The organism is Catenulispora acidiphila DSM 44928 (assembly GCF_000024025.1).
Classification (GTDB): domain Bacteria; phylum Actinomycetota; class Actinomycetes; order Streptomycetales; family Catenulisporaceae; genus Catenulispora; species Catenulispora acidiphila.
In genome coordinates, this window is sequence record NC_013131.1 from 938,380 (window position 1) to 957,987 (window position 19,608).

Here is a 19,608-nt window from a genome sequence, read left to right on the forward strand (position 1 = left end):
AGCCGACCCAGGCTATCCGGTGCCGCCAACACGTTTTCGCCTCAGCGAACTCGTGGGTGACAATGGAGCACGTGACTCGGATCGTGATCATCGGCGGTGGACCTGGCGGCTACGAGGCGGCCCTGGTGGCCTCTCGGCTCGGCGCGGAAGTCGTGCTGGTCGAGCGCGAGGGCGTGGGCGGGGCGTCGGTGCTGACCGACTGCGTGCCGTCCAAGACGCTGATCGCGACGGCCGACGTGATGTCCTCCTTCGAGGCGGCCGAGGAACTGGGCATCCGCATCGGCGGGGTCTCCGTCGGCGGCAGCTGCGTGAGCGGCGTGAACCTGGAGAAGGTCAACCGCCGGGTGAAGAACCTCGCCTCGGCGCAGTCCGTGGACATCGCCGAGTCGCTGAGCAAGGCCGGCGTGCAGATCGTCAAGGGCCGCGGCCGGCTGACCCCGGACCGCCAGGTCGAGGTGGACCTGCCCGACGGTACCGTCGTGGTCCACCACGCCGACGTGATCCTGCTGGCCACCGGCGTGCGCCCGCGCGAGGTCCCCGAGGCGATGCCCGACGGCGAGCGCATCCTGAACTGGAAGCAGGTCTACAACCTCAAGGAACTCCCGCCGGAGTTGATAGTGGTCGGCTCGGGCGTCACCGGCGCCGAGTTCGCCGGCGCCTACCAGGCCCTGGGCTCGGCGGTGACCCTGGTCTCCTCCCGCGACCGGGTCCTGCCCGGCGAGGACGCCGACGCCGCCGAGGTGCTGGAGAGTGTCTTCCGCCGCCGCGGCATGCGCGTGCTGTCCCGCTCCCGCGCCGCCTCCGCGGTCCGCGACGGCGACCGGGTGATCGTGACGCTGGAGGACGGCCGCACGGTCGAGGGCTCCCACGTGCTGATGGCCGTCGGCTCCCTGCCGAACACCGAAGGGCTGGGGCTGGAGGAGGCCGGCGTCGAGCTGACCAAGAGCGGCCACATCGAGGTGGACCGGGTCTCGCGCACCTCGGCGCCCGGCGTCTACGCCGCCGGCGACGTCACCGGCGTCCTGCTGCTGGCCTCCGTGGCCGCGATGCAGGGCCGCATCGCGATGTACCACGCGCTCGGCGAGGCGGTGTGGCCGATCAACCTCAAGCGCGTCTCCTCCAACATCTTCACCAGCCCCGAGGTGGCCACGGTCGGCCAGACCAACGTCAACGCCCACCACGACTCGCCCGGCTTCAACGAGTACAAGCTCGCGCTGGACAGCAACCCCCGCGCGAAGATGCTCGGCTTCAAGGACGGCTTCGTGAAGCTGTTCTCCCGCAAGGGATCGGACACCATCGTCGGCGGCGTCATCGTCGCCCCGCGCGCCAGCGAGCTGATCCACCCCATCACCATGGCGGTGGACCTGCACCTGACGGTGGACCAGGTGGCCTCGGTGTTCACCGTGTACCCCTCGCTGTCCGGCTCGGTCGCCGAAGCCGCGCGGCGGCTGCACGCGGACGTGAAGGACGAGGACTGAGGGCTTGTCCGAACCCTGATACCGCTGCCAGGATGGTCGGTTACCGATCGGTAGCAGCGGCAGTCAGGGGTGGCGGACGTGGACGTTTCCCATCGCGGCACCCGGTTCCAGCTCGTGGCCGCCCTGGTGGTCGGCGGCCTCGTGGTCGCCGGCGCGGTGATCTGGAACTCCGGCGGCAGCGGCGGGGACTCGGACCCGTGCCGCGCAGCATCGCAGAGTACTGCGGACAAGACCGGCGCGACGCTGTGCGCGGCCTTGAAGAAGGCCGGGCTGCCCGCGCTGCTGGGTGTCCCGAGCGCGAAGCCCGTGTATGTCGGCCAGATGGCGGTCCCTGGCAAGGCTGCAACGGACTATCCCGAGGTCCACGTGGAGTGGAACGTCGGGCAGTACTCGGTGATCCTGTCGACCGCCCAGACGCCGGTCGCGAAGCCCACGGAGCAGGTCGCCGGGCATCCCGCGGCGCTGCTTTCCGGCACATCGGGGAGCCAGCAGGTGAATCGGCTCGAGGTGGATTGGAGCGCCTCCGGCGGCGGCGGAATCTACGCGGTGGACGTGATGATGGTGAACGATTCGGCTATTGCGCAAAGCGATGCCGGACGGCTGGAGCGGATGGTCGCGGCGAAGGTGTTGCCGGGACTGCCGGAATGGCAAGCCCGCTAAGAAGAAAACGGCGGCCGACCCATTGGCCGACCGCCGCCTCTCTCATAGCGAATCAATACTCTGCATTACCAATCAGAGCCGCCGCCCCAATCCGATCCGCCGCCGCTGTCGCCTCCGCCGCCCCAATCGGACGAGCCGCCGAAGTCGCCCCAGCCGCCGCCATCGCCTGAGCCGCCGCCATCGCCGCCGCCACCACCACCGTCGCCGCCGGGACCGCCGTCGCCCCAGCCTCCGCCGCCGTTGTCGTAGTAGTTGTTCTCGACGTAGGTCTCGTTGCCGCCGAACGCCGAGCCCATCAGCGTCCCGATCATCAGCGCCGGCAGGATCGATCCGCCGAAGTACCCGCCGGCCCACGGCCCGTACACGGGACCGGCGTTGTAGTACGGCTGCGGACCGTACGCCGTATCCACCTGCCGCACCTGCGGCTCATGCCCGGTATCCACGCGCGTCATGTCCGCGGCGCACGCCGGGACCGGACGCGGCGCGCCGCCGGGCGGAGCCCACGTCACCTCACCGACCGACGGTCCGTGGCGCGGGTCGAAGAAGCACGGCGGGCGCCGCTCCGGAAGCGGCGTGCCCTTGCGGCGGGCGTCCAGCGTCGCCAGGGCGAAGCGGCCCTCGTCCAGCGCCTCGGTGACGTTCTTCATGTCCTGCGGACGCTGCGCCGCCGCTGCCGCCGACTTGGCCGCCTCGTACTGATCCAGCGCCTTGCTGTAGTCCGCGCGCATCTCGTCGGTCGCGGCGGTGTCGCCGGGGGAGAAGTCCAGCCGGTCCAGCACCTCGCCGTAGGCGGTGATGTCCTCGTCCACGGCGCGCTTGAGCCCGGCGAGTTCGGCGGCCCGCCGCCGGTTCGCCCGCTGCTTCCTGCGCCCGGCGATCGCCAGGTATCCGCCGCCGGCGATCGCCGCCAGCACCAGGATGCCGACGATCGCGCCCCCGCTGCCGGACTTCGAGGAGGACGGCTTCCCGCTGGAGCTTCCGTTCGGGTTCGGGTGGCCGTCGGCGGTGACCGCGGCGTCGACGGAGGACACGAACGAGGTCAGCAGGGTGTTCAGATTCCCGCCGCTGCCCTGCCCCGCGGCGACGGCCAGTCCGTCAGCCTGCCCGGTGCGCAGCGTGCCGGAGAAGTCCAGCGCGTGGAAGGCGCGGCCGACGCTCGCGGCGTAGACGCCCGGCTGCCCGACCTTGTTCCGCAGCTGCTGAAGCAGTGTGCTCTGGTCGAACGTCGGATTGTCCGGCAGGACCGCGATGAAGACCTGCGTTCCGGAGTGCATCCCGTGGATCTGCGATACCAACCCGTCGACCTGCGCCGATGTCAGCTGTACCGGCGCGCCGGGATCCACGTAGACCGGCTTGTCCTTGAGTGCCGCCGCGACCGAGTCGACCGTCGAAGGCGAGTCGGCGCGGGCAGGACCACCGCCTAAGGCGAACAGAGAAAACAGGACAGCGAAGCCCGCAAGGAGGACCGCGAACGTCCTCCCTCCCCGGCGGGCAAGAAGGTGTTCCATTCCCTGAGGCTAACTGATCAGCGCATGCGAAGGCCCGCCGTACGTCGCGTACGGCGGGCCCTACCGGCTGCGCCGGAGTTCAGTGCTTGACCCGGCGAAGTCCCCGGTCTCGCTCAGTCCTTAATCTCACAAAGCACCGTGCCGGCCGTGACCGTCGCCCCGACCTGGGCCGCGATCGACGTCACGGTCCCGGCCTTGTGCGCGTTGATCGGCTGCTCCATCTTCATCGCCTCGAGCACCACGATCAGGTCCCCGGCGGCGACCTCCTGGCCCTCCTCGACCGCGACCTTGACCAGCGTGCCCTGCATCGGCGCGGTCAGCGCGTCGCCGGAGACGGCCGCGCCGCTCTTGGCGCCGGCGGAGCGCTTCGGCGCCGCCTTGCCGCCGGTCCGGCCCGCGCCGCCGGAGGCAGCCACCCCCAGCTCGGCCGGAAGCGTCACCTCCAGACGCTTGCCGCCGACCTCGACGACCACCTTGGTGCGCTCGCCGGCTTCGGCGACCTCGCCGGGAGCGCCGGCGTAGGGCGGGATCGTGTTGTCGAACTCGGTCTCGATCCACCGCGTGTGGACGTGGAACGGGCCCTCTTCCGGCGTGAACGCCGGGTCGTCCATCACCGCGACGTGGAACGTCAGCGCGGTCGGCATCCCGTCGATCTCGAACTCGGCCAGTGCCCGGCGGGCACGCTCGACAGCCTGCTTGCGGTCCCGGCCGGCGATGATCAGCTTCGCCAGCAGCGAGTCGAAGTTCTGCCCGATCTCCGCGCCCTGTTCGATCCCGGAGTCCAGGCGCACGCCCGGACCCGACGGCGGACGCCATGTGGTCACCACACCGGGGGCGGGCAGGAAGTTCCGACCCGGGTCCTCACCATTGATCCGGAACTCGAAGGAGTGCCCACGAACCTCCGGATCGCCGTAGCCCAGCTCCTCGCCATCAGCGATCCGGAACATCTCCCGCACCAGGTCGAGGCCGGTGACTTCCTCGGTGACCGGGTGCTCCACCTGAAGACGGGTGTTCACCTCCAAGAAGGAGATGGTGCCGTCCTGGCCGACCAGGAACTCGCACGTCCCCGCCCCGACGTACCCGGCTTCCTTCAAGATCGCCTTCGACGCCCGGTACAGCTCAGCAGTCTGCTCCTCGCTCAAATACGGCGCGGGAGCCTCCTCCACCAGCTTCTGGTGGCGACGCTGCAACGAGCAGTCACGCGTGGAGACCACGACCACGTTGCCGTGCTTGTCAGCCAGGCACTGCGTCTCCACATGCCGCGGCCGGTCCAGGTAGCGCTCCACGAAGCACTCTCCGCGACCGAAGGCGCTGACCGCCTCACGCACCGCCGAGTCATACAGCTCGGGGATCTCCTCCAGCGTGCGCGCCACCTTCAGCCCACGCCCGCCGCCGCCGAACGCCGCCTTGATCGCCACCGGCAGCCCGTGCTCCTTGGCGAACGCCACGACCTCGTCGGACCCGCTCACCGGATCGGCCGTACCGGCCACCAACGGCGCACCGGCGCGCTGCGCGATGTGCCGCGCCGAGACCTTGTCGCCCAGCGAGCTGATCGCCGCCGGCGGCGGACCGATCCAGGTCAGACCGGCGTCCATCACCGCCTGCGCGAACTCGGCGTTCTCCGACAGGAACCCGTAGCCCGGGTGGACCGCGTCGGCGCCGGAGTCCGCGGCCGCCTTCAGCAGCTTGTCGATGACCAGGTAGGAGTCGCCGGGGGTGGAACCGCCCAGGGCGTACGCCTCGTCGGCGACGCGGACGTGCAGGGCGTCCCGGTCCGGGTCGGCGTAGACCGCGACGGAGCCCAGACCGGCGTCCCGGCACGCCCGGGCGACTCGGACCGCGATCTCGCCACGATTGGCGATCAGAACCTTGCGCACGGCGGCAATCCCTTCCCAGTGGGTGGTCGTTCGCAGTTTAGGGCCGTCTGCGTGAACCGGCCGCACGATGCGGACGTGGTTCGCGCCACTTCTCGGTACCCGTCTGCAACCCTCGTGGCAGCCGGATGCGCCTTTCGACGTCGATTTTCTCCCTCTCAAGGTGGATGCGTCGGGGAAGGGCGACCGCTACTCTTTTCCCGGAGTAACGCGATACAACGCGAACACACTTGGGGGACCGGATGAACGGGCCAGGCTCCTGGGACGGCCGAAGCGCCGAGGAGGTCCTGTACGAGGCGCGTAAAGCGCTGTACGTCATGGTCGGCTTCATCGCCGTCATCTGGGCGTTGCAGGTGGTGAACTGGGCGACCGACTACCGGCTGTCCACGCACTTCGGCATCGTCCCGCGCAACGTCGGCCACCTCGGCGACATCATCTCCTCCCCCTTCCTGCACTACAGCTGGCAGCACATCGAGAGCAACAGCGGCCCGCTGTTCGTCTTCGGGTTCCTGGCCGCCTACCGGGGCGTCCGCAAGTTCCTGATGGTGACGCTGATCATCACCTTCAGCAGCGGTCTGATGGTCTGGTTCGCCCAGGGGAACTCCAACACCGTCGGCGCCTCCGGGCTGGTGTACGGGTACTTCGCCTACGTGGTCGTGAAGGGCTTGTTCGACCGCCATCTGGTCGACGTCCTCATCGGCTGCGTCATGGCGCTGTCCTATGCCTACCTGCTCACCGCCGCGCTGCCCGGCGTGCCGCACGTGTCCTGGCTCGGCCACCTCGGCGGGGCGATCGGCGGCGTGCTGGCCGGCTGGCTGCTGCGCGAGCGCGGGGCGTCGTCGGCGGCCGAGCCCGTCAGCGGGCCGGGCCGCGAACCGCTCGGTGACAGTGGCCTGTCGAACACCAAGATCCTGCCCGCGCCGGCCAAGGACGGTGGCCGGAAAACGGCCAAGGGGGGTAGTCTCCCGGGCAACCCGCGGTCGGACCTCCTGAAGGAGCTCGACGACCTCGGGTTGTGATTTCCCGAGAGGCGTGGGTGGGGTGCGGATACAACGCAGTGCGCGGTCTGTCGTGGCGGGTGTCGCGGGGACCTGCCTGGTCACCGTGGCGATGGGGGTCCTCGCCGCGACCCCGGCGCAGGCTCGCGGCTCCGCGACGCTGACGCTCGGACCGAACAACGGCGCCCCCGGCTCGTCGTTCACGGCGAGCTTCCACATGAGCGCCCCCGGCGGGCCGAACGCCTGCCTCGGCGCCACGGTCACGTTCACTTTCGACGCCACCGCGCTGGGCACGGCGGGGCTGGACCAGTCGTGCGCGGCGACCGTCTCGCTACCGGTACCGCCGGCGGCGACCAACGGCGCGCACAAGGTCAAGGCGGTGGCGAGCGGGGGTGCGAGCGCCACGGCGAACGCGACGTTCACCGTCACCGGCAGCACCGCCACGCCCACGACGACAGCGCCCACGAAGACGGCGCCCCCCTCGTGGTCGAACTCCACCACGCCGTACCCGGGCTGGACGGCGCCGCCGTTCGCCAGCCAGGTGATACCGACCTCGACCGGACCATGCGACACCTCCGGTCCGCACGCGACGGCGCCGGACAAGGCCTTCCTGCAGATACCGGCGTACTCCGTCGGCGCGCACCCGGCGAACAACGGCTCCAAGGTCATCGTGGAGCCGGCGACCGGCGCGCTGCCGCTGGTGTCGGTGGGCCCGGGCGGGATGATCCCGCCGCAGCTCGGCGACGGCCGGCATCCGTACCAGAACCTAGAACTGATGGAGACGATCGACCCGAACGTCTCGTCGAAGCTGCGGCTGGCCGCGGCGGCGGGGGAGCCGTTCGGGTGTCTGCACGTGGAGTCGTTCGGCGGGACGGGGAGCGGTTACAGCTACCTGTCCTTCGCGCTGAAGGACGCGACAGTCATCAGCGTCCAGGACGCGAACGCCGACGGTTCGCTGTTCGAGACCGCGGCGCCCTCGGTCCCGTCGGCGAGCACGCCGGCTCCGGCGCCCGGCGGCAAGACGACCGGGACCGCGAAGGGCAACGCGCCGGCGGCGCCCGCCACCCCGACCCCGCCCGCACCCAAGGCGAAGTTCGAGAAGGTCGTGCTGGGCTACTCCTCGCTGTCCTGGGAGTACCAGGAAGCCGCCGGCGGCGCGCAGGCGCCGATCCACCGCGGCGCCGGGACGATCGTGCCCCCGGCGCCGCCCGCGCCGCTGTCGTACTCGAACCTGGTGTTCGCCTTCGGAGGGCTGGTCGCGGCGGCGGTCGCGCTGATGTTCGCCTACCACTCGCGGCGGCGGGACCTGGCGCGGCGGCAGCGGCGGCGGAAGGCTTCGCACGCTTCGTAGGCTTCGTAGACGCGAAGCCTTGGCACGCGGCGGTGCTCCGCGGGATCTGGCGGGAGCTGGGAGCTGTCAGGACCCTCCGACGCTCGTCAGCCCTCGAAACTGAGCTCCGCGGCGGTCACGGTCCCGGCGGTGCGGCCGGGCGCCCCGTGGTCCTCCCAGTACAGGTTGGTGTGCGCGATGACCAGATCCGGCGACGGCGCGCCCCAGGCGGTGCCGTCCTCGGTGGTGTGCGCGTCGCTGACCAGCAGCGCGTCGTAGCCGCGGACGACGGCGCCGTGCAGCGTCGAGCGGATGCAGGCGTCGGTCTGCGCGCCGGTCACCACCAGGGCGCCGACGCCGAGGCCGGCGAGCACCGTCTCCAGGTCGGTCTCCTCGAAGGAGTCGCCCCACTGTTTCTGGACGTTGGGCTCGTCCTCGCGCGGGTCCAGCTCCGGCACGATCTTCCACGCCTCCGAACCGGCCACGCGCTCCCCGCCGGCGTCCTGGATCCAGACGACCGGGACACCCGCCGCGCGCGCCTTGCCGACGACCGTGTTGATGTTGGCGACGACCGCGTCCCGCTCGTGGGTCTCGTGGACCACGGCGTTCTGCACGTCGATGACCAGCACTGCCTTGTTGGGGCGGTTCTCCAGAGTGCTCATCACCCCAACCTAGCCGCGCCCGCAGACAGCGGTCCTGCTATTTGATTTCGTACCTGAGCCGCTTGATGCCGTTGATGAAACTCGAGGTCAGCCGGTCCGGCTCGCCGACGCTGCGGATGCTCGGCGCGCGCTCGAACAGCTCCCGCAGCAGCGCGGCCATCTCCGTGCGGGCCAGGTGCGCGCCGAGGCAGAAGTGCGGGCCCGGGCCGCCGAAGCTCAGATGCGGGTTGGGGGAGCGGGTGATGTCGAAGCGGTCGGGGTCGGCGAAGACGTCCGGGTCGCGGTTGGCGGCGTTGTAGAACAGCAGGACCTTGTCGCCCTTCTTCAGCGGCGTGCCGTTCAGGTCGTGGTCCTGGGTCAGGGTGCGGCGGAACTGCGTGACCGGGGTCGCGTACCGGAGGATCTCGTCGACGGCGCCGAGGATGTGCTTCTCGAAGTCGCTTTGCAGCAGCTCCATCTGGTCCGGGTGGTCGGTCAGGAGCTTCAGACCGTGGGACAGGGCGGTGCGCGTGGTTTCGTTCCCGGCGACCACCAGAAGGATGAAGAAGGAGCCGAACTCCTGGTCGGTGAGGGCTTCGCCGTCGACGTCGGCGGTGACCAGCTTCGAGGTCAGGTCGCCGGTGGCGTTCCGGCGGCGCTCGCGGCCCAGGGCGGCGGCCAGGTGGTGGAGCCGGCGTCCGGCGCGGACCAGGCGGTACAGCGCGAGCGGGCCGACCAGGTTGGTACGCAGCACGCCGGCGTCCTCCGGGACTCCGGTGTACTCCGGGTCGCTGCCGGCCAGGATGCGGTTGGTGTGCGCCAGGACCATCGCCTGCTGGCGCTCGGGGATGCCCATCATGGTGCAGATGACCTGCATCGGGAGGCGGGCGGCGGCTTCGGCGACGAAGTCGCCGGCGCGGTGCGCGAGCAGGTCGTCGACGATGCGCGCGGAGGCGGTCTCGATGTCCGCCTTCAGGCCGGAGACCAGCTTCGGGGTGAAGGCGCGGGAGACGATGCGGCGGAGCCGGGCGTGCCGGGGGTCGTCCATGTTGATCATGGAGCCGAAGTAGCTCGCCAGGTAGCGCGGCATGTCCGGGATGCTGTTCGAGGTCGGCTCGCTGCTGAACAGCTCCGGGTGGCGGCTCGCCTCGACGACGTCGGCGTGCCGGGTCAGCGCGTAGTAGCCGGCGCCGGGCTTGATGAGCGGGAAGCGGGGCTCGGCGAACAGCGGGGCGGCCGGCTGGGCGCGGAGCTTGGCGAAGGCGGCCATGCGCTGGTCGTAGGGGAGGGCCCAGAAGCGGTTGTCGGACAGGTCGATGGCGGTGCCGGTGTCGGTGGCCATGGGTTTCAGCTTGACATCGAGGGCTGATACGTCAAGCTTTTCCGACAGGGGTCAGCGGCCGCGGCGTATTCGGCGCCGGTCGCGGGAGGCGGCGGAACCGTCGGCGGCGGCTTCGTCGACCTGGAGGAGATGGCGCGCGGTGGCGGCGACGGGGCGCTGGATGCCTTCGCGCTTGGCCTCGTACTGCGCGGCGTCGGCGAGCCGGAAGAGGGTGTCGCGGTCGGCGACCGCGCCGGTCGGGCCGTCGGTCGCGGCGTAGCCGACCGCCGCGCCGTCGATGTCCTCCAGCTTCGCCGCGCGGGCGGCCAAGTCCTCCGCGAGCTGGGTGACGGTGCCCCAGGGCTGGCCGACGACCAGGACGCAGAACTCGTCGCCGCCTATCCGGGCCGCCAGGGCGCCGTTGACCTTGCCCGCGACCGACGACAGGTGTCCGGCCAACTGCTCCAGGACGGCGTCGCCGGAGTCGTGGCCGGAGGTGTCGTTGACCCGCTTCAGGCCGTTCACATCGCAGATGATCAACGCCACGGGCAGGTCGGTGAGGCGGTGCAGCTCCATCGCCTCGTCCAGCCCGACCTCGATGGCGCGGCGGTTGGCCAGGCCGGTCAGCTCGTCGGTGTAGGCCAGCCGCTCCAGGTACTCCTGCCGGTCGGCCTGCGCCAGCCCGGCGCTGACCAGGGCCGCGAGGGTGCCGGCGAAGTCCAGGTCGGCGTCGGTGTAGGGCTCCTGGTCGGCGGCGCGCGCGGCGTACAGCTCGCCCCACACCTGCCCGGCGAAGAAGATCGGCGAGATCAGCGCGCTGTGGCGCCGGCGGGAGCGCAGCGAGGCGGTGCGCCGCGGGTCGGCGTCGGCGTCGTCGCTGCGCAGCGTCCACGGCCGCGGGTACTCCTCGCTGACGATGCGCGGGAAGTCCGACGGCGCGTACCACTCCTCCTCCGGGAACCGCTCCTCGAAGGGCGCCAGGTCCCCGTGGTTGATCAGCACGCGCAGCTGGCCGGTGGCGCGCACGTACTCCGACAGCGAGACCACGCGCGCGTCCAGCGCCTTGCGGGACTCCTCGGCGGCGACCGTGATGACCTGGCCGAACCCGTGGACGCGCGCCAAGGCGCGGGCCAGGTCGGTGAGGGCACGCAGGCGGACGGAGGCCTGGTCAGCCATCGCCGGGGTGCCCGCCGTACGAAATCACGGGACCACGCTAGGTGATCTCCCCCGGCTGTGCCACTTCACCCGTCCGGGCGACGGACCGCGAGATCCACGCCCGGTATCGGTACCGTGGCCCGACGTGACCGGAGCCAACCAGAGCCCGCCCCCGGCCGAAGACGGCCTCACCGCCGCCCGCACCAGGGCCGCCGAGCTGGGCGTGTCCGTGTCCGAGTACGTCCGCGACCAGCTGCGCCGCACCCGCGGCGAGGAGGCGTGGCAGCGCGCGCTGGCGCAGGCGGGGGAGGCGCGGCCGCCGGGGCGGGAGTAGCTGGTGATGCGCTACGCCCGGCCCAGCTCACCCCAGCGCTGGTTTGGCTAGCTCTGCGCCAGCCGCGTCCGCGGTCCGGCCCGCAGTACCTGCGACGGCAGCGTCCGCCCGACCGCGCGCTCGGCGTACGCCGCGGTGTCCAGCAAGGCATCCAGGTTCACGCCGGTGTCGATGCCCATGTCCTCGACCATGTGCACCAGCTCCTCGGTGGCGATGTTGCCGGAGGCGCCGGGAGCGTAGGGGCAGCCGCCGAGGCCGCCGACGGAGGCGTCGAAGTCGGTGACGCCCAGCTGCAGCGCCGCCAGGACGTTCGCCAGGCCGGTGCCGCGCGTGTTGTGGAAGTGCAGGTTCAGCGGCTTGTCGGCGTGCGCCGAGCGGGTCTCGCCGATCAGCCTGGTCACCCGGGTCGGGGTGGCCATGCCGGTGGTGTCGCCGAAGGACAGCGAGTCGGCGCCATGCGCGGCGGCGGTGTTCACCACCCACATCACGCGCTCGGTCGGGACCTCGCCCTCGTACGGGCAGCCCCACGCCGTGGACACGATGACCTGGACCGTCGCGCCCCGGCCGTGGGCCAGGTCGATGATCGCGGCGATGTCGTCCAGGGACTCGGCCGTGCTGCGGTTCAGGTTCTTCTTGTTATGCGTGTCTGAGGCGGAGACGACCACCTCGATCTCATTGAAGCCGGCGTCCAGAGCCCGCTCGGCGCCCTTGAAATTCGGCACCAGCGCCGAGTAGCGCACGCCGGAAGCGCGCGTCATCTGCGCGGCGACCTCGGCGGCGTCGGCCATCTGCGGGATCGCGCGGGGGTGCACGAACGACACCGCCTCGATGCGCGACACGCCGGTCCCGGACAGCCGGTCGATGAGTTCGATCTTGGTTTCGGTGGAGACCGGGTCCTCGTTCTGCAGGCCGTCGCGCGGCCCTACTTCCCGGAGCGACAACGCTGTCGGCATATCGGTCATGCGTATGACGCTAGCAGCGGTGTCTCAAAGTCTGGAATATGAAGACAGTCACTCCGCGGCCGTCAGCGCGGAGGGTTCGATCTCTCCGAGCCCGCGCACCATCCGCGTCCCGATCGCTTCCAGCGCGAAATCCGAGTCCGAGGCCAGGGCTTTCGCGAGCTCCGGGTCCACCACGATCTGGTCCGGCTCGGCGAGCGAGGTCAGCCGCGCCGCCAGGTTGACCGTGGTCCCGTAGATGTCGCCGTTGCGCTGCACCACGTGCCCGTACGCCACGCCGATGCGCAGCTCGGGCACCGCTTCGGTGCGCCGCATCGAGGCCAGCAGGTCCAGCGCGATCCGCGCGGCCCGGGCCGGGGAGTCGGCGGCGAACATGATCTCGTCGCCCAACGTCTTGATCAGCCGTCCGCCGCCGTAGGCGACGGTGTCGGCGGCGTTGGCCTCGAAGACCGAGACCAGCCGGGCCAGTTCCTCCTCGGAGAGCTGGCGCGACAGCCGGGTGAAGGACACCAGGTCGGCGAACCCGACGGCCTGCAAGCCCTCGGCGTGCTCCTGGAGCTGCTGCCGGACCCGGCCGGCGGCCGCGGCGAGCTGCCGGCGCCAGACGTAGACCAGCAGTTCCTCCAGCTCCGGCAGCACGCGGCGGCCGATCCGGTAGCCGAACTCGGCCATCTCCTCCGAGCCCACGCCGGCCGTGTCGAAGGCGTCGAACAGCACGTCGACCTGCCATTCGGCGAGCCGCGCCGTGGTCTGCCCCATGGAGCGGGCGACCTGGACGGCGAAGTCCTCGGTGAACAGCCCGCTGCGCGGCATCCCGCCGAGCCGCAGCAGGGCGTCCACGTCGGCGTCGGTGAAGGCGCGGGCCTGGCCGACATCGGCGAAGCCCATGGCCCGCCAATAGCGGCGCGCCTCGTCGTAGGGAATGCCCGCGGCCTTGCAGACCTCGTAGGCGGTGTGCCGGGGGACGCCGCCCAGGAGCAGCGCCTCCAGCTCGTCGCCGTTGGCCTTGCGCTTGCTGCGGGAGCGGGCGTGGTTCTGGGCCCGCGCCTCGGCCTGGGTCTGCACCTGCGCCTGGATCAGCGCCCGCGCGACCTCGCCCGCCGTCGCGGGGAGGCCGGGCGGGGTCGCGGTGCCGGAGTTGCTGGAAGTACTAGAAGTGCCAGAAGTGCTGGAGACGACCGAGTTGCCGGAGGTGCCGGTGTTGCCCGAGCCTCCAGCGTTACTGGAGGCGCCGTTCGACCCGGCAGCCCCGGAAGCGGCGGTCCCGGAAGCGGCGGTCTGGGCCGACTCTGCCCGCCCGGCCGTCCCGCCGCCCCGGGCCGCCTTGCGGCCGCCATCCCCCGGCACCCTGCGCGCCATCGTGTTCCGCAGCTCCTGCCCTGGTCGCGGTCGAATCTTTAGCGTTTCTTCCGACTACTTCTTGTGGTGCTCGTGCTCCTCGGGCTCGGCCAGCTCGGCCGATCCGCTCGGGCCGACGTTGCTGATCAGGTTGGTCAGCTCACGCTGGGTGGACTCCACGTGCGGGATGTCCTCCAGCTGCTCCTGACCGTGCTCGCCGGCCGACTCCACCACCAGCGTGCCACAGCCCAGGATCCGGTCCAGCAGGCCGTTGTGCTTGAACGACACGTCGTTGATCTTCACCAGGGGCATGTCGCGGCCCTCGCGGTGGATGAAGCCCTCGCGGATGATGAGGCGCTTGTTCGTGACGATGTAGTTCTTGTTCAGCCAGATGATCCAGGGCCGGACCGTGAAGACGATGATGTCGATCACCGCGAGCGCGCCGACGCCGATCGCGGCGTACTTGCGCGTGCTGCCGCTGGTGAGCCCGGCCGCCGCGCCGAACACGGCGACCGCGACGATCAGGTTCAGCACCGGGAGGATCAGCGCCTTCCAGTGCGGACGCATCGCGAGGTCGATCTGTTCGCCCGGCGCCAGAAGGTGCTTGGGGTAACCCATTGCCGTCACCACTCCCTCAACTCCGCGCCTCCCCCCTGTGAGGAAGCGAAGGTGTCTTGTCGCCACGCATACTGGCAGACAATAGGACCGCTTGGCAGTTCCTTGCCGATGACAGGGTCTTGTCACCTGAGATGAACGACATCCCCCGCTCCGAACGCCCGCTCGCTCCCGCCGCTCCGCACGAGCAACCGGCCGTCCCCGTCCAACCCCACCGCTTCACCCTCCACCGGTGCGCCCCCGGGAAGCTCCACCCGCACCCGCCGCCCAAGCGTGGCGCAGGAAGCGACATACGCCGAGGCCAACCCCGACGCCATCGGGTCACCCCCGGTGACACTCCAGTCCGTGTACCAGCGCTCGATCTCCCGCAGCACAGAGCGCAGAACAGTGTCCCGATCCGCAGCCTTAGCACCCTCCAGCACCAGCGACGTCGCATGCCCGGCCGGCAGCTCATCACGCCGCAACGAGACGTTGAGCCCCACCCCCACCACAGCCGCCGGCCCCGAGGACGTCTCGACCCGCTCGACGAGAATCCCCCCGAGCTTCCGCGCAGCGCCATACGCGTGCGCGGCAGTGTCCTTATTACTGTCGGCATCACTGTCGGCGCCATCATCACTGTCGGCGTCATCCACCACGATCAGATCATTCGGCCACTTCAACCGCACCGGCACCCCGCTCACAGCCTCCACCGCCGTCCGCACCGCGGTCCCCGCCAACAACGGCAACCACCCCCACCGAGCCGGCGCCACATCCCCCGGCCGCACCAACACCGACAAGAACAACCCCGACCGAGCCGGCGCACTCCAAGTCCGCCCCAACCGCCCCCGCCCCGCACTCTGAGCCTCAGCCACCAAGACGAACCCCTCGCCCTCCCCACCCCGAGCCGCATCCGCCACATCCGCATTCGTGGACCCGGTCTCCCGCACCACCTCGATGCGCCGCCAGAGCCCCCCGGGCCGCACGACGGCCTTGTTCACCGCCAGCTCACGCAGCGGTGGGCGGTCGAGATCCGTGTAAGGCGATTGACGTCCTTCACCCTCCGCGTCGGTCACTTCTGAATCCCTTCGCTTCGGTGGGTTCCTGTTTCATTGAAGACTGCCGGAACACGTTCCGGTCTTACGCCTTCTCCACAGGCGTTTAGCCTCTCCCTGCGTCCCAGGGCGAGGATGTTCCGGGCGGCATTCACGTCACGATCATGACGCATCCCGCAGGACGAGCAGTCCCACTCCCGAACACGGAGCGGCATGTGCTCGACGCGAAAGCCGCAGTGCGAGCAGGTCTTCGTCGTCGGCGCAAACCGATCGATCTTGGCGAATTCCCTTCCATACAGCGCTGCCTTGTACTCCACCATGTCCACAAACCTGGTCCAGCCGGCGTCATGGATCGATTTCGCCAGCCTGGTCCGTCCGAGCGCCGCCGCTTCAATCGGGCCTTTTACCGGTTCGCAGAGCCTTTCTGCTTAGGGGGCAACTCCCGGTGCGGCCGTTTGAGCTTCCGCTCCGCCTGCCGGAGGAACCGCGGCGCCTGAATCCTGTCCCCACCCGACGCCATGCCGAAATATGTGAGCCCCAGGTCGATGCCGCATTCGGCGTCCACGCGCGGCAGCAGCCGCCTCGCGACCTCGACCGCGAACGACGCCCAGTAGCGGTCAGCGGCACCGACTTTCGCGACGGAGAGCTTGCCGTCGTCCCGAAGCCTGAAGGCGTTCGACGTCAGCCGAATCGACTGCCGTGAGTCGCGCTTGGATTTGAAGCGCGGAAGGCCTACCACCGGTCCCCGCCGCTCGCCACGCTGCGCTGCGAAAAACGCGCTGTAGGCACGATTCAGGTCACGCAGGGACTGGATGAGGGCGACCGAGGACACCTCAGCCAGCCAAGCCCGCTGCGGCGTCCGTTTGCCTTGCGTGATCACACGCTTCTGCAGCTCGCCGTCGTCAATGAAACCCCGCCCGGCGGCGAACGCCTCCTGCCGCAGTCGCAGTCCGTCGTTGTACACCACCCGGGCGCAACCGAACGCCTTGGCGAGCGCAGCTCGCTGCCCGGCGTCCGGATACATCCGGTATCGGTAGCGCAACAGCATGCGCTCGATGCTATGGCTGCCCGGGGCGGCGACGGCGAACATACGCGCGAAAGCAACCTGAACGAGTGATCGATCGGACGCCCGTCACCGACCGGTGCGTGTGGACAGAATCACGGTCTGCTGCCCGGGGCATCGTGCCTGATACGCATTACAGTGACCACGTGACTGACGCCGAAGCCCACGCACCCCACACCACGGCGGGCAAGCTAGCGGAGCTCCGCTCCCGCCTCGACACCGCGATCCATGCCGGCAACGAGCGCGCGGTGGAGAAGCAGCACGCCAAGGGGAAGATGACGGCCCGGGAGCGGATCGAGTATCTGCTCGACGACGGTTCCTTCATGGAGCTGGACGAGCTGGCGGTGCACCGCTCGGCGCGTTTCGGGATGGAGCGGAACCGGCCCTACACCGACGGTGTGGTCACCGGGTTCGGGACCGTGGACGGCCGGCAGGTGTGCGTGTTCTCGCAGGACGTCACGCTGTTCGGCGGGGCGCTGGGCGAGGTGTACGGCGAGAAGATCGTCAAGGTGCTGGACCTGGCGCTGAAGCTGGGCTGCCCGATCGTCGGGATCAACGAGGGCGGCGGCGCGCGCATCCAGGAGGGCGTCGTCTCCCTGGGGCTGTACGGCGAGATCTTCCGGCGCAACGTGCTGGCCTCCGGGGTCATCCCGCAGATCTCGCTGATCATGGGCGCGGCGGCCGGCGGGCACGTCTACTCCCCGGCGCTGACCGACTTCGTGGTGATGGTCGACCAGACCTCGCAGATGTTCATCACCGGCCCGGACGTCATCAAGACCGTCACCGGCGAGGACGTCTCGATGGAGGACCTGGGCGGCGCCCGGGCGCACAACACCAAGTCCGGCAACGCGCACTACATGGGCGCCGACGAGAAGGACGCCATCGACTACGTCAAGGGCCTGCTGTCCTTCCTGCCGAGCAACAACCTCGAGGACGCCCCCGAGTACGGCGTGCTCGCCGACCTGGAGCCCACGGCCGAGGACCGCGAGCTGGACACGCTGGTCCCGGACTCGGCGAACCAGCCCTACGACATCCACCGGGTCATCGAGCACGTCCTGGACGACGCCGACTTCCTGGAAGTGCAGTCGCTGTTCGCCCCGAACATCGTCGTCGGCTTCGGCCGGGTCGAGGGCCGCACCGTCGGCATCGTCGCCAACCAGCCGATGCAGCTGGCCGGCTGCCTGGACATCGACGCCTCGGAGAAGGCCGCGCGCTTCGTGCGCACCTGCGACGCCTTCAACGTCCCGGTCATCACCTTCGTCGACGTCCCCGGCTTCCTGCCCGGCACCGACCAGGAGTGGAACGGCATCATCCGGCGCGGCGCGAAGCTGATCTACGCCTACGCCGAGGCCACGGTCCCGCTGCTGACGATCATCACCCGCAAGGCCTTCGGCGGCGCGTACGACGTCATGGGCAGCAAGCACCTCGGCGCCGACCTGAACGTCGCCTGGCCGACGGCGCAGATCGCGGTGATGGGCGCGCAGGGCGCGGTGAACATCCTCTACCGCAAGGAACTCGCGGCGTCCGAGGACCCGGCGGCCGAGCGCGCACGCCTCATCCAGGAGTATGAGGACGAGCTGCTGAACCCCTACGACGCCGCCGAACGGGGCTACGTCGACTCGGTGATCGAACCGTCGCAGACCCGCCCGTACGTCATCAAAGCCCTGCGGGCGCTGCGCTCCAAGCGCGAGACGCTGCCGCCCAAGAAGCACGGGAACATCCCGCTGTGAGCGCCGGGGAGAAGGGCGCCGCGGCGGCGACGCCCGAAATCAAGGTCCTGCATGGGAACCCCACTGCTGAGGAAGTGGCAGTGGTGGTCGCCGTGGTCTCCGCAGCGGTTGCGGCATCGGCTTCACAATTGGGTAACGATGCAGGCCGGAGCCGCAAGCCCAGCGGCTGGACGGCGCGCGAACGGGGCGTGCGCGCTCCGTTGCACGCCGGTCCTGGTGGGTGGCGCGCCTCGGCGTTCCCGCGTGCTCGCTGACTGACAGTCCTGCCCGTATACGCCGCAGGAAGTACACGGGCATGATCACGTCATCTGTAGGGGGATTCGCGGATTCCACCTGAAGTCGCATCCGGTCCGTCTGCCCCGGCAGGTACAGTTGACAGCGTTAGAGGAAACGTTAAGGCTCCGCAAAATGGGGGGTTCCCAGCAATGCCACAGACGACGTCCATACACGCAAGGCGCTCGGTTCGCGCGCTGACTCTGACGATCGCTGTCGGCGCCGTCGCCGGGCTCTCGCTCACCGCGTGCTCCTCCTCCGGCAGCACGAACAGCGGGGGAGGCAGCGGGAGCAAGACGCCGACCGAGGCGCTGGCGGCCGCGGTGCACAACATCTCCAGCGGCAACGCCGAGGCCTTCCAGCTGTCGCTGAAGCCCGACGACGCGATGATCGCGGCGATGAACAAGGACAGCAGCGACCCGCAGTCCGCGGCGATCGTCAAGAGCCTGTTCGGCAACGGCGGGATCGTCGTGAAGTTCACGGCCAGCTCCACCAAGCCGCTGAAGGACCTCAAGCCCGGCGAGAGCCCGAACGTCGAGCTCGGCGTCACCGCCGGCGGCACGGACCTGATGGACGTCCGCAGCGTGGGCGGGGCGCTGTACGCCAAGCTCAACGTGCCGGCGTTCCTGCAGTTGTCGGGCAAGTCCGCCTCGGACGTGACCTCCCAGCTCGGCCAGCTCCCGCCGGACTTCCAGGCGCCGGTGCAGGCCCTGATGGCGAACAAGTGGGTGGGGGTCAGCGCCACGGACCTGAAGGGTCTGGAGCAGATGGCGCAGAGCCTCGGCGCCGGCGACCTCGGTTCCACCACCGCGCCCTCGAGCAGCCCCAGCACCCAGATGCTGGCCAACTTCGAGTCCGAGCTGATGAAGGCCCTGACCCAGGACGCCACCGTCACGGACAAGGGCAGCGGCCACTACCAGGTCAGCGGCAAGGTCAAGACCATCGGCCAGGACGTGCTGCAGGCGCTGGGCCCGGTCATGAACTCGGTCCCCGGCAAGTCCAAGGCCGACATGGACAAGCTGCGCACGGACCTGAACTCCGTGCCGGACAGCGAGAACATCACCTTCGACACCTGGGTCAAGAACAACCAGATCAGCGAGCTGCAGGTGGACCTGGCGCAGTTCCTGACCTCGACCGACTCCGGCGGCGGCCACCTGCCGGTCGACGCGAAGTTCAGCCAGAGCGCGAGCAACGTCGGCGCGCCGAGCGATGTGACGAACATCGACGTGCAGAAGCTGATCTCGGAGTTCGGCGGCGGTCTGTAAGCCGGTGAAGTAGCCGAGGTAAGCCAAGTGCCGAA

The 19,608-nt window shown here is 70.0% G+C and carries 19 protein-coding genes; 8 read left to right on the top strand and 11 right to left on the bottom strand.

What is annotated here, in order from left to right; all coding sequences use genetic code 11:
• Nucleotides 1-62: 62 nt before the first annotated feature.
• On the top strand, nucleotides 63-1,478 hold the full coding sequence (locus CACI_RS03980) for an NAD(P)H-quinone dehydrogenase (RefSeq protein WP_012785036.1): 1,416 nt from the start codon (nucleotides 63-65) through the stop codon (nucleotides 1,476-1,478).
• Between the two features lie 78 nt (nucleotides 1,479-1,556).
• Nucleotides 1,557-2,138: a DUF6215 domain-containing protein gene (locus tag CACI_RS03985; protein ID WP_012785037.1), complete on the top strand. Its 582-nt coding sequence runs from the start codon at nucleotides 1,557-1,559 to the stop codon at nucleotides 2,136-2,138.
• Between the two features lie 65 nt (nucleotides 2,139-2,203).
• Here the strand turns inward: CACI_RS03985 and CACI_RS50955 are convergent, their stop codons facing one another.
• The gene (locus CACI_RS50955; RefSeq protein ID WP_012785038.1) at nucleotides 2,204-3,646 is read right to left on the bottom strand and encodes a hypothetical protein; all 1,443 of its coding nucleotides are present in this window, start codon (nucleotides 3,644-3,646) and stop codon (nucleotides 2,204-2,206) included.
• A gap of 113 nt (nucleotides 3,647-3,759) precedes the next feature.
• Nucleotides 3,760-5,523, bottom strand: a complete 1,764-nt coding sequence (locus CACI_RS03995) for an acetyl/propionyl/methylcrotonyl-CoA carboxylase subunit alpha (RefSeq protein WP_012785039.1) — start codon at nucleotides 5,521-5,523, stop codon at nucleotides 3,760-3,762.
• 239 nt (nucleotides 5,524-5,762) lie between these two features.
• On the opposite strand from CACI_RS03995, the gene CACI_RS04000 reads away from it, so the two are divergent.
• Together CACI_RS04000 and CACI_RS04005 are read left to right on the top strand one after the other, a co-directional pair.
• Nucleotides 5,763-6,539 carry a rhomboid family intramembrane serine protease gene (locus tag CACI_RS04000; RefSeq protein WP_012785040.1) on the top strand — a complete coding sequence of 259 codons (777 nt, stop codon included), beginning with the start codon at nucleotides 5,763-5,765 and terminating at the stop codon, nucleotides 6,537-6,539.
• A gap of 22 nt (nucleotides 6,540-6,561) precedes the next feature.
• Nucleotides 6,562-7,869 carry an Ig-like domain repeat protein gene (locus CACI_RS04005; protein WP_012785041.1) on the top strand — a complete coding sequence of 436 codons (1,308 nt, stop codon included), beginning with the start codon at nucleotides 6,562-6,564 and terminating at the stop codon, nucleotides 7,867-7,869.
• A gap of 86 nt (nucleotides 7,870-7,955) precedes the next feature.
• Here the strand turns inward: CACI_RS04005 and CACI_RS04010 are convergent, their stop codons facing one another.
• From CACI_RS04010 to CACI_RS04020, 3 genes are read right to left on the bottom strand one after another with little or no spacing between them, the layout of a single operon-like run.
• Nucleotides 7,956-8,510, bottom strand: coding sequence for an isochorismatase family protein (locus CACI_RS04010; protein ID WP_012785042.1), 555 nt, complete (start codon nucleotides 8,508-8,510; stop codon nucleotides 7,956-7,958).
• Nucleotides 8,511-8,547: 37 nt separating this feature from the next.
• Nucleotides 8,548-9,831: a cytochrome P450 gene (locus CACI_RS04015; protein ID WP_012785043.1), complete on the bottom strand. Its 1,284-nt coding sequence runs from the start codon at nucleotides 9,829-9,831 to the stop codon at nucleotides 8,548-8,550.
• A gap of 51 nt (nucleotides 9,832-9,882) precedes the next feature.
• On the bottom strand, nucleotides 9,883-10,986 hold the full coding sequence (locus tag CACI_RS04020) for a GGDEF domain-containing protein (RefSeq protein WP_012785044.1): 1,104 nt from the start codon (nucleotides 10,984-10,986) through the stop codon (nucleotides 9,883-9,885).
• 124 nt (nucleotides 10,987-11,110) lie between these two features.
• On the opposite strand from CACI_RS04020, the gene CACI_RS04025 reads away from it, so the two are divergent.
• Complete coding sequence (locus CACI_RS04025; RefSeq protein ID WP_012785045.1) at nucleotides 11,111-11,299, top strand: hypothetical protein; 189 nt, start codon at nucleotides 11,111-11,113, stop codon at nucleotides 11,297-11,299.
• 47 nt (nucleotides 11,300-11,346) lie between these two features.
• Here CACI_RS04025 and CACI_RS04030 read toward each other — a convergent pair whose 3' ends face one another.
• From CACI_RS04030 to CACI_RS52020, 6 genes are all read right to left on the bottom strand, one after another.
• Complete coding sequence (locus CACI_RS04030; RefSeq protein WP_012785046.1) at nucleotides 11,347-12,261, bottom strand: hydroxymethylglutaryl-CoA lyase; 915 nt, start codon at nucleotides 12,259-12,261, stop codon at nucleotides 11,347-11,349.
• Between the two features lie 48 nt (nucleotides 12,262-12,309).
• The gene (locus tag CACI_RS04035) at nucleotides 12,310-13,617 is read right to left on the bottom strand and encodes an adenylate/guanylate cyclase domain-containing protein (RefSeq protein ID WP_012785047.1); all 1,308 of its coding nucleotides are present in this window, start codon (nucleotides 13,615-13,617) and stop codon (nucleotides 12,310-12,312) included.
• 54 nt (nucleotides 13,618-13,671) lie between these two features.
• A complete protein-coding gene (locus CACI_RS04040; protein WP_012785048.1) occupies nucleotides 13,672-14,214 on the bottom strand; it encodes a PH domain-containing protein in 543 nt (180 codons plus the stop codon).
• Nucleotides 14,215-14,336: 122 nt separating this feature from the next.
• Entirely contained in the window at nucleotides 14,337-15,263 is a 927-nt protein-coding gene (locus CACI_RS04045) for a biotin--[acetyl-CoA-carboxylase] ligase (protein WP_012785049.1), read from the bottom strand.
• Nucleotides 15,260-15,562, bottom strand: a complete 303-nt coding sequence (locus tag CACI_RS52015; RefSeq protein ID WP_263053461.1) for a transposase — start codon at nucleotides 15,560-15,562, stop codon at nucleotides 15,260-15,262. The genes CACI_RS04045 and CACI_RS52015 overlap by 4 nt, the downstream gene beginning before the upstream one ends.
• A gap of 83 nt (nucleotides 15,563-15,645) precedes the next feature.
• Nucleotides 15,646-16,290, bottom strand: a complete 645-nt coding sequence (locus tag CACI_RS52020; protein WP_223297451.1) for an RNA-guided endonuclease InsQ/TnpB family protein — start codon at nucleotides 16,288-16,290, stop codon at nucleotides 15,646-15,648.
• 161 nt (nucleotides 16,291-16,451) lie between these two features.
• On the opposite strand from CACI_RS52020, the gene CACI_RS04055 reads away from it, so the two are divergent.
• From CACI_RS04055 to CACI_RS04060, 3 genes are all read left to right on the top strand, one after another.
• Nucleotides 16,452-18,035, top strand: a complete 1,584-nt coding sequence (locus CACI_RS04055; protein ID WP_041540037.1) for an acyl-CoA carboxylase subunit beta — start codon at nucleotides 16,452-16,454, stop codon at nucleotides 18,033-18,035.
• Nucleotides 18,032-18,289 carry an acyl-CoA carboxylase epsilon subunit gene (locus tag CACI_RS54045; protein WP_085953834.1) on the top strand — a complete coding sequence of 86 codons (258 nt, stop codon included), beginning with the start codon at nucleotides 18,032-18,034 and terminating at the stop codon, nucleotides 18,287-18,289. The genes CACI_RS04055 and CACI_RS54045 overlap by 4 nt, the downstream gene beginning before the upstream one ends.
• Nucleotides 18,290-18,460: 171 nt before the next feature.
• Nucleotides 18,461-19,573 (top strand): hypothetical protein, encoded by a 1,113-nt coding sequence (locus CACI_RS04060; protein WP_012785051.1) that lies wholly within the window; start codon nucleotides 18,461-18,463, stop codon nucleotides 19,571-19,573.
• Nucleotides 19,574-19,608: the final 35 nt, after the last annotated feature.